The following is an 11,629-nucleotide window of genomic DNA, read 5'->3' as shown; positions in this document are numbered from 1 at the left end:
CCGCATCCGATGGGATTGCTGGTTGTGCTGCATCCGATGGGATTGCTGGTTGTGCCGCATCCGATGGGGTTGCTGGTTGTGCCGCATCCGATGGGATTGCTGGTTGTGCTGCATCCGATGGGATTGCTGGTTGTGCTGCATCCGATGGGATTGCTGGTTGTGCTGTATCCGATGGTGTTGTTGGTTGTGTTAATGGCTGAATATCGGTGGGAGTTGGTAAACCAGATTCTTTTATATTTGAAGAATAAGGTACCGATAAAATATGATCTTCAGAAGATTTTTTAACGCAAACGCTTCTAGATATAAGTCCATCAACAACTTGACAAATATCAGAATTGGATGTATTGTTAGTTAAATCGCTATCTTTTTCATCGCTAGCTTTTGAAATATCAGTTAATAATCCTTCAATAAATTCTGACCCAGAAAATATATCACTTTTGAAAAATGATAATGGTAGTGACTGAATAGATTTTTTATAGCTATCTATTGATAAAAATGTTTTAGCAATAAATTCACTTATAGAAGCAGTGCTAATAGAATTATAATGCACCCAAAGTATTCTTACAATGTTTCTTTCATCATATTTTTTAATTGAAAATGTATTGTTGTTATTGTTATTTTTTGTTGATTCAACATATGGTTTTTGAATGAGATTAAAAAATATTACTTGATTAAAATTATCACCACCAAAACTGTTAAGACCAATTGTTAAAGGATGAATATTGGTACCAATATTATATTTGGTTCGAATATCTATTCGACGAGCATTTAGATTTGAAAGATTTGCACCATTAGATAGTTGATTATTTAATAATGAAGTGAATAATGAACCTACACCTTGAATTCTAATAACATCAGTTCCTCTATCAAATTTAATACTTTTTGTATTAGAATCAGGGGCGTTTTGATAATATGAATATGCACCAAGGGTTCCAATTTTAAGAGTAGGTGAATTTATGCCAACTATCGCAATAGAAGTCGCATAAATAGTTTGAAGATCATAGGTATAATTTATTGCATCAACACTAGTAGAATTTCTGAATAATAAAAGTATGTTTTGTCTATTCTGTGTTACAGTTGAATATATTGTATCTGGTAAAAACAGATTAGAATTACTGATCTGTGAAAGATTAAATAAGGTATTTATTTTAATTGTACCTTTAACACCACTTAAATCAATGTAATTATTAAATTTATTTAATTCATTTGGTGATAATTGAGTTATATTTTTATATTGTAAATCAACATTATCATAAGCAAATCCTATAGATTGTGAAACATGCAGTTCTAGATTATTAACAACTAAACTTTGACCAGTAATAAAGGTATATTCCTTAGCCACAGTAGAAGTTGATAGACCTCCATTATTAAAGTCAAGTAATTGAACATCATTATAGGAAATATAGTCGGCTGCATTTAATAAACTACCATTTGGTACAAATATGATTAAAGAATAATCTGGTAAATTTATTCTAGTATAGTCTAACAATAGATTTCCTTGTAATTGTGATAATGACAATCTTTTATACCCAGTACCTGTCCAAGTAAATGTATTATTTTGTAACCTTGTAGGTAATAAGTTGAAGACATCGTTCTTAGAGCCATTTGAATCTACATTTGCACTAGCTAAATTTATTCCACCATAATTAGAGTCTAATTCATTATAAAATCTTGCAGTAACTGATAGCGATAAAAGACCATTATTTGATGGGCTACTGTGAATATTAATACCTGCAGTAACTTTATCTAAAGAAACTCCAGAGCCAATCCTACCATCAGCTGACATTGTTATAGTTCTTGCTTTAATAGGAATTAAACTACATCCTTGGCTCACATTTGAACAACTAGCGCTTATTGAAAAGTTTTCTTCAATATTAAGTATATGAGCAGTTGGTTCTAAAAAAGTAGCTATTGACGATATATATAAGTTTGAATAAGAAAATGAATCACAGAAAGTCTGGCAAGTTGAATTTAATATATTATTTTTATAATTGTATATATCAATTGTCCCAATAGAACTAAATATAACATATGAATTCTGAGCTAATTTGACAGAATCAGAATTAGCAGAATTGACAATATTAAAAATATTTATTGACTTATTGATGCTTTTATTTTGATAAACAGAACCAAAAATAGGGAAAACTGGATCAGGAACAGTCACACCTAAAGAATATCTAGCGACAAAATTTGATTGTAAACTTAAATCAGTAATTGCGTTATTAGGTTGGATTGTAATTGGAATAATCACACTTGTATTGGTTTCTAAATTTGTAACATTAGTATTTATAAATAATAATGATTTTTCATGGTACTGATTCAAAATTGAATAATACAATTTTGAAGTTTTACTAATATTATAAAATGCTGTTCCAATATTTCTGAAGGCAGTAAAGTCAAAGCTCGAAGCGTAATATATAGATGAAATAAATTCAGGGTCATTTATATTGGTATAATCAACTGCACCTGAGATGATATCTCTACTAGAAGAAATGATAAGACGATCATTATTATCACTTTGTAATGCGCCGTTTAATAAAATTACATCATGCCCATTCTGCGAAGCGTCTAATAATGTTTTTAAACTAACAACATCTGAATTAATTGAAGAAGTTTTAATATAGCCGATGGTTAATTGTTTATCACTTGAAACATATATATCATTAACGACTGGTAATTGCGTGTCAATATAATTATAAGATGAAGTCTGTATTCCTATATATAAATTTTGGATGATGTTAGTAAATAAAGGATTATTGACGCTCCCTATTTGCCTAGACCAAACAAAAACAGAATTTGCAAATAGTTTACCAGATTGATTAGTCCTAATCAGATTGTTTGAAATAATGTACCAATCATCGTTTGTATTTGATTGATTTACAAATTCAACAGTATCATCAACTAATAATCTAATTTCTCCAATAGCAGGATCTGTATTAATAGAGTCTATTGATAAACTTTGGCTTTTTAAATAAACTGAGATAGGATTAACAGGAAAAGTATTGCCATTGACAAAAAGAGTACCTTGTGTATTTCCAATTTTAATTGATTTAGTAGAGATTGAAAAGGCGTTATTATTAAAATTACCTGTACTAAAAACACTTCCAATTAATCTAGGTGTGTATAACTGAATTTCACGAGTTGTTAATTGTGAACCTGATATCTGTCTTATTGATCCAGATGCAATAACAGTCCAATTATAATTAGGAGTGTTTATAGTATCCAAAACGACATCAACAGATGAGATTGAATTATATGAAATTAAATCTACAGTACCATACAGTGATAAAGAATCAGAATTAGAAACTGGTTTTAATAATAAATTTTTAATATATAAATTACTTATAATCGCACCTACATTTGCAGAGCCAAGCTTTATATCTAATACATAGTTACTAGTTGAGTTATTAGGATTCAAGGTGGAGTCATATTGAATTACAAAAGTATTTACATTGCTTAACTGATACACATAAAAATAATCTGTTGAAGTATTATTTATTTTTTTGGATTTTATTTCTTGACCTAGATTTAATGTAATTGCTCCAAATGCTAAATAAATTTGATTAAAGGAAGTTGAATAAATTTGAAATACGGATTTAGCTTTTAAATTCCAAATAGCATTATTTGAAGTTATGGAATTATAAAAATTGATGTTTTGTAAAGTAGAAATATTAGTTTGACAGATAGTTAAACTATCAAAAGCACAATCTGTTGAAAGAGAAAAAGTGCCAATATTTATATCATTACTACTATTTACAAACACATACTTAGGTCTGGCATTAATATTTGTTCCAATATTAATTTTGCTATTTATACCAATTAAATTTATATCAATTGCTGATGTAGCGGTACCAATAGTATTAGTAGCATTTAAGTAAATTTGATTGGCATTAATTCTAGAAGTAGGAGAATCTTGAAATAATGAATTACCAGCATTTAGATAGACTTGTACACCAGATTGGCTAGTAGTATTGATGATACCTCTTAGGTGAATATCTCCTTGTGAACTTAACCCAGTTGATGTAATTACAATTTCAGACGAAGCATTTGCAATTTGTATCATATTAATATACAAGGTATTATTTGTTGATAAATAAATTAAAGAAGGTTGATAGGTAGGATTTCCAATAGTCAAACCATGTGATAATTGGTTAGATCTAGTAATCACATATAAAGGGTTTAAGGTATCAATTCCAACATTACCTGCAGTTAATAAGGTAATAGAATTACCTGAAATATATGATTGGGGATTATTACTGACGATAGAACCATTTGATGTGCTTGTAATAATAACTGAATCGTTAGTATTGATAGGTCCATTAATTACAAAATTACCATCACTAGTATTAATTAAGTTAACATTAGCGTTAGCTACACTGTTAGTAAATATACCATTTATTATGATTGATTGAATATCAGCAGCTGAATTTTTTAAGTATATATTAATTGGTTGGGTTACCACATTATTAAATTGACCAATAGTTATTGTTCTATTAGTGCCTTTTAGCGATAAGTAAAATGGGTTACTTGCAGATGCGCCAATATCTCTACTTGCATTAATTGTAATTTGGCTTACTGAAATAATGTTAGATTCAGTAAATATACTATTTTGAGAATTTAAAAATAAATAATCATCATGAATTAATAAATTTGACTTAATAATTAAATCGTTATTTGGATAATAAACTGAAATATGCACTTCATTTGTACCGATTGTTGTAGTAACATTATGGATTTCTAATTGTTGTGTTGAGGCTATATATACATTTGTTGGGGTATATGAAACATTTGCTAATGTGCCTCCTATTTCTAAACCAGAACTTGTATTAACTAGAAGATAATTACTAGATGTTCCAATAGATCCATTGGACAATAAATATATTTTTGATGCGGTAAGTGAACAATTAGCAACATTTAGACTAACGACATAGGAACATTGATTTCTTCCTTGATTTGGATTTTGTTGAATAAATCGTGCGTTGATTTGACCTAATAGTAAGTAGAGTTGAAGAACTTTTGGATTATTAACTGAAGTTACACTACCATAGGTATTATTTAAAAGATTTATTTGATTTTCAAAAACAATATTATTAAACTGTTGATATAAAAATAGTTTACTTACAGTATTTGTGGAAGTGTAATTAATACGACCACAATTAGAGAGATTAGAAATAAAACATACAACATTATTTGTAGAGAAAATGGCAATTGAATCTAAAGCTGAAATATTAGAGTTAAAAGTGAATAATGATGATCCGATTTGTAAATAAATGTTTTTATTGCCATCTCCGATATTACCGTTTTGTGAAGTTATATTAATTGTCTTATTATTGGAAGAGGTATAAATCCACAACAAATTAAATGGTAACAAAACAGAATTTTGTGTCGGTCCAGCAATAATATCATCACGCACATTTATAGTAACAGATTCTCTTAATGATATAATTTTTGAAGTTATAGAACTATTAGATTGTTTCAAACTACCGTTATTAATATTGATTGAAACAATGCCTGAAGTTATAGAAAATCCAGATAGATCAAGGCTCGCTATAGCTGAATTTAAGGTAGATAAAGTTAAATCTAAACTTATATTACTAGAAAAAACTATATTTCTAACTAATATTATTTCATTATTTATTTGGTATAGTTTTAAATTTCTATAATCAATATCAGCTGAAGTAATTTGATTACAAGAAGATCTAACAATACTTGGTGAACAAAAATATATATATGAATTATTGTCTGTAATTAATCTAAATATGTCTCTATTTACTGATTTTATAAATATAGAACCATAACTCTTATAATTTTCAATTTGAAATCTTCCATTGCTATTTAGTTCTAGAAATAAAGGTGTTAGTTCCGTTCCAATATCGCCAGAAGTAGATATAAAAAATGAATGGGCATTAATTGCATTCTGATTAAAAAGTATATTACCATCTACATTTAATTGCCAGTAATCTGCAGGATTATCTAAAGAAAGTGCAATGGTATTAGGGGTATTATTTGGAAGGAAATTTGTTTTAATTTGATTAATTGAGAAATTAGAAACTGGTAGATTTAATGTTAATTTTTTATTATTAGTTACATTTATATTAATAATGGCATTATTTAAATTTGTATTTGTATAAGTTGTAGTAGTGCCAGAAACTGATGAAGAGTGACAAGTGTATTTAATAGACGAACAGGGAATTGGATTGATAGTAGCTATATGATCAGCTAAATTCTTCAAATTACTATTGTTAACTAAATTTGTAATAATTAAATCTGAATCCACCGTGATATTAACGATTGGTGCATTAGATGACAATGTTTTAGAATTAAACTTAATTTGTAATTCACCTAAATTATTACTTAATACTCCAGTAAAATTACAAGTTCCATTAATGATATCTGAACAAGTTGATATATATAATGGTGAATCAACTTCTCCTATATTTCCCGAAGCTTCTAAAATAATTATATTTGATAATATCCTACCGGTACCAGTGCTAACAATTTTCCCATCGCTAGCAATTAAAGTTAATTTATTAAAATAACCTGTACCTAATCTGGCAAGTCCTGAAGAAGGTATATTTATATCGCCAACTAGTTGTTTGCAATAAAATGAACCATTGCTAGTAAAATTAAAATCAAAGCAACTTCCAGTTGTTTGAGCAAAAAAACTTGCGCCAGCATTTAAATTATAAACAGGAATACTGCTGACCTGCTGTGACAAAGGCAATTCAAACGGATTTGCCTCTGTTCCAACACTTCCTGGTGTTGTTAAATTAACAAGATTATAAAATGGATGTACATATACAATGTTTGAACTAAACACAGGATTTTGACGACCATTTTTATTTTTATCAACTAAAAATTCTTGATTAATAGTAGCTAATTCAATGTTTAAAGTTATGTTTCTAATAGTACTTTGGTACGTTGATGGAGTAATAGTTATATCATAACAATTGCCACCTAAAGAAGGGTTTGGTGAGCTAGATAAAACAGGAATACCTGAATTTGGATTTAAAGTGTCACATGTTTTATCTTTGTTGTAAACAAAATCACTAACTCTAAAATACATACTTAACGTTGCGTCGGTTAGACCTCTAGAATTAAAATTAAAAGATTTTAGTAATACCGTTGTATCGTCAGTACCGATTAAACTAGTTACAGAATCACTAATTACAAAAATTAATGAATCTGAATTAATAGTAAGATTACTTGCAAAAGTAGAACAGTCAACAATCGTACCATCAGGACAATTTGTTTTTGTATAAATTATCAAAGGTGATGAGATTGTACCAACATTATGACCCTGTCCTTTAGCATTAATAGAAACTTTATTACCAAAGAGAACTCCAGGAACTGTATCAGAACTATTATTGATTACATTTCCATTTTCTGCAGTGATATATATATTATCTAAATTAAATCCTACTGAATTTATAACTGAAGGAATAAAACTTGTATCAATAATTAAAAATTTAATTGCAGCACTGCTATAATTAGTTAAAATATAATTGTCATCAATTCTTCCATTTCCTAAACAAAAAGCTTGTGAAACTCCGATTGCCGTAGAACATGAATATTGATATACATAGATATTTTGAATAGAATTATGAGTAGTAATATTACTACCATTAATACTTAAATTAGAACTAAAATAAATATCACCACGATTAGATTGGCCAGTTGTTGTAATAATTAAGTTTGATTGGATTGAAGGATTATCAAATTGAACAACTAATGGATACTTTGTTAAAGAAATATCATTCTCACAAAATAAATTATTTGATTGGATAATGCCACCAAGCGACGAACAACCATAAATACCAATCGCACTAAGGGTTACTTGATTTGCATGTATATCGTAACTAACTCCTGATCCAGAATATGAAGACTGACTGCCTAATATAACACCTGTAGCCGCATCCAATGAGAGTGTAAGGTTTGTAAGTACTGAACTTGAAACAATAATTGGTCCCTCACCATCGGTGAAAAAGTAATTATTAGGTGTACGACTAGTACCAATTTTATCATCCCCAATAATTATATTTGTTCCATCTATAGCTTTAATAGAAACAATACGATTACGGGAAGTTAAATCTGTTGTGTCTATTGTATTTTCATAAAAAGTAAATATGTTATTTGTATTAAACAATTGTGATACACCATCATAACTAACTTCTAGATATATATTTTTTCTACTCACAAAAGAACATTCCGTAGCATGCGAAGAAGTTACGAAGCATAAATTGTTAATTGAGAAATCTAATTTAATTGGGCTGCTTGAAGTACCTACTGAACCGTAGTCTGAGATTATACTAATTTTTTTATTGACAGTTAATGTTACTACAGTGCCTGCGTCGGGTGAATTAATAATGTCACCTTTAGCATGTAAAACTAGGTTTTCAACATTAAAAGTAATTGAGGGGTTGATGGTAATAGTATGATGCCTAATACTTGGTGAAGTAGTACTACCACTTGCTAAATATTCAATAGAAAATAGTCCAGTTTTTAATACTCTGGTCAAAACTTCGGGTCCAGGATTTAGATTATTTTTATTAAAAGTAAATGTAGAAACAAAATTAAATGAACTTTGATCAAATGATTGATTTAAAATTACATCTCCTATTTTATTAATTGAAATCGTATGTTCGGGCACCGTTGAACCGGAATAATCAAAAAATGAAGCGTTATTCAATAAATTATTATCTAAACCTCTTAAATAAATAGCAGAACCATTACCCGCACCTGCAATAGAGACAGTAAGACTATCATTGGTTAAAATTGGACTACTTTGAGTACCTATTGAATTAGAAGATTTTAAAATTAATCTGGAAACAGTAAGATCAATCACATTACCAAAACCTGTAGATGTAATATTACCGTTTTCAGCATCTAAAGTTATGATGAGATTAGTAGTCGTTGAACTTAACGATCCGGTGCCAGTGTAAATGTCACAATTACTTACAGAAGTACAGCCATAATTATTTTCATTTATTCGATATTGATTAGTTGATCTAAGATTACCAGATTCTTGTCTCAAGTAAATAATATTATTACTAGAAGCAACTGGATTTACAAACTTTATTGAACCGGTTGCATTGATATTAAAATTACCATTATTATCTTCAGACAAAACTGAATAAACATTATTATTTGGAGAAGAAATATATATTCCATTATTACTACTACCAGAAACTCTTGCTTTAAAATTCCCTAAAATAAAATTAGCAAATGTTCCGGAACTTTCACTATCACTTATTCTAATTAATTGGACATGATCTGAGCTATAGTTTCCAACTGAACCGTTTGGAAAATCAAAATTAAAAGCATAGGCTTCAATCAAAAATCCAGTATTAGCGCTATCAAGACGATTAATTAAATTTCCAGCGTCACTTGCTAACGTTAAAATATCAGTGTGGGTATTTCTACTACTAACAGGGATTGCGCCATTAACATCTGAAAGATATGTTCTAATATTTCCATTAATGTTGATATTACAAGTTTCACCACTTATAACAGTGCAATTTACAATTTTAATTATAATACTTTTCCTAGAGCTACCTAAAACTGCAGGAGCGAATGAGAAAATATTTCCTATGGTTAATTCTTTACTACTTTGAAGATTAATATCAAGAGCTGCACGAGCTGTTAAATTATGAGTTGATGCATAAGAATTTTGCGATACATAAATTGAAGTCATTCCAGAAGCAATAGTACTAGTTCCGATATATCCAGTTCTAGCAATCAAATCAATTGTGCCATTTGTGGTTGAGCTAATTGTAAAGTAAGTATTTGGTGAACCTACAAGAAATGTATGACTTATATTTATATATGAATCAATGGTTAAATTAGATGTTCCAGAGTATATTGTTCCAGAATTAATATTGCCTCCAATATCAACCGAACCATTTTTAGCAGTAATAGCAACATCAGTTCCACTATTTATAGTACTATCGATATTAATGTTATCCCTTGTAATTAATCTGAGATCGTAAGCACTGATCCCTCCATCAATATTTATACTTCTTGTTGATACACCATCACAAACACTAGATACTAAAATACAATTATCTATTGAAACTATATTGCTACCAGTAATTGCGCCTAATTTAAAGGTTGAAATAATAGAATCAAGATATATATTTCCTACGGTTGATGAGCGAGTGCCATTGGCTGTTGCAATTAAATTATTGGTAGTGCTATTTTGAAAAATTCTAATAGGGTATGACGAAGTGCCAATTGAGCCTGTAGTGGCAATTAAAGTAATCATCCCACCATTAGCGCCAGTAGAAGGGCCTGATTGTACTGAATAACGAGAAGTCAGCGATGGAGCGCTGCTTTCATAGCTAGTGCTATATTTTAAAAAATTATCAGAACGGATACTTATACTATTGGCATCAATATTGTCATTAATAAATATTGAGCTATTAGAAATTGCATCAGTGGTTATACTAATTATATTCTTATTGGCTTGATACGCTCCTGCACTATCTGAATCTATACGACCAAGATTGATATTACTATTAGAAATAATATAAATATTTCCACTATTTGTAAGACATCCAGAAGTACAATTAGCAGTTATTGTTAATAGCCCAGTGCCTGATTGAACAATTCTTAAATTATTGGTGTTATCACCAACACTGCCTAGCGTCGAAGTAAGATTAATAACGCCACTTGAAGAATTAATAGTTGCATTCGCATTAGTAGTAGAAGTAATTGAATTATTAGCTATCAGAGTTATGGAGTCTGTAAAAAATATACCTAATCCAGAATTAAATGTAATTGCGCCATCTCTTACCCTTAACTCAAAGTTGCCACAAATTCTATTAGCCAATGCGCCGCCAGCATTCAATGTACTACATGAACCAGCAGTAGCAGAGCCATAACTTCTATTAACCTGGACATCGCCAGTAGTTTGAGTAAGAGAAACAAATCTAGTTGCATTTCCAGAAAACTGCAAAGACGCCAAAAGGAAATTCCATACATCTTTATTTAATGCCGGTGTATTTAACGAGATTTTTGGATTTTTACTAGGAGTATATTCCAAAAATATATTGCCATTACTGGCATCAAATACAAAATTAGTGGTGGTTATATATTCAAGGAAAGCAGGTACAACAATTACAGCATTATTAAGGCCAGTTGAGCCAATTGATCCAGTTGAAGATGTTAAAGTGATAGATCCACAAGCACTAGATGAACAAGCAGAAGAGCCAGATACAATCGCAGCTCTCCGGAGATTTGGTTTAATAATATCACTATTAGCATCAATTCTAATTATAAAACCAAATATGTCTTGACCACTAGATCCATTGATAATAATTTGACCGCCAGAGAAATTAACATTACTAATACTTATTGTTCCATTATTATCAGTCCCAGTAATTGCACCAAGAGTTAGACTTGAATTTAATGAACGAAGATAAATATTATTAATTCCAGAACATGGGGGAGAAGCACATGTATTTGAAGCAGTTGCGGTTAGATCACCAGTGGTGGCGTTTTGGGTGATGGAGATTGGGTTAGTGGAAGAACCGATAGAGCCATTGGTGGCGGTGAGAGAGATGGTGCCTGAAACTCCTGAGGTGATGGTTCTGGTGGTGTTAATAATACTGCGAACGGCAGAGAGGGT

General features: G+C 29.9%; 1 protein-coding gene. It reads right to left on the bottom strand.

The features are described 5' to 3' along the window. On the bottom strand, window positions 1–11,629 hold an 11,629-nt coding region (locus QM538_07380), incomplete at both ends, for a hypothetical protein (GenBank protein ID MDI9348307.1).

The sequence above is a fragment of the Candidatus Methylacidiphilales bacterium genome (genome assembly GCA_030054035.1).
GTDB lineage: Bacteria > Pseudomonadota > Gammaproteobacteria > JASGCS01 > JASGCS01 > JASGCS01.
Note: the sequence above shows the minus strand (reverse complement) of the source record. Positions and strands in the feature narration are given on the sequence as shown.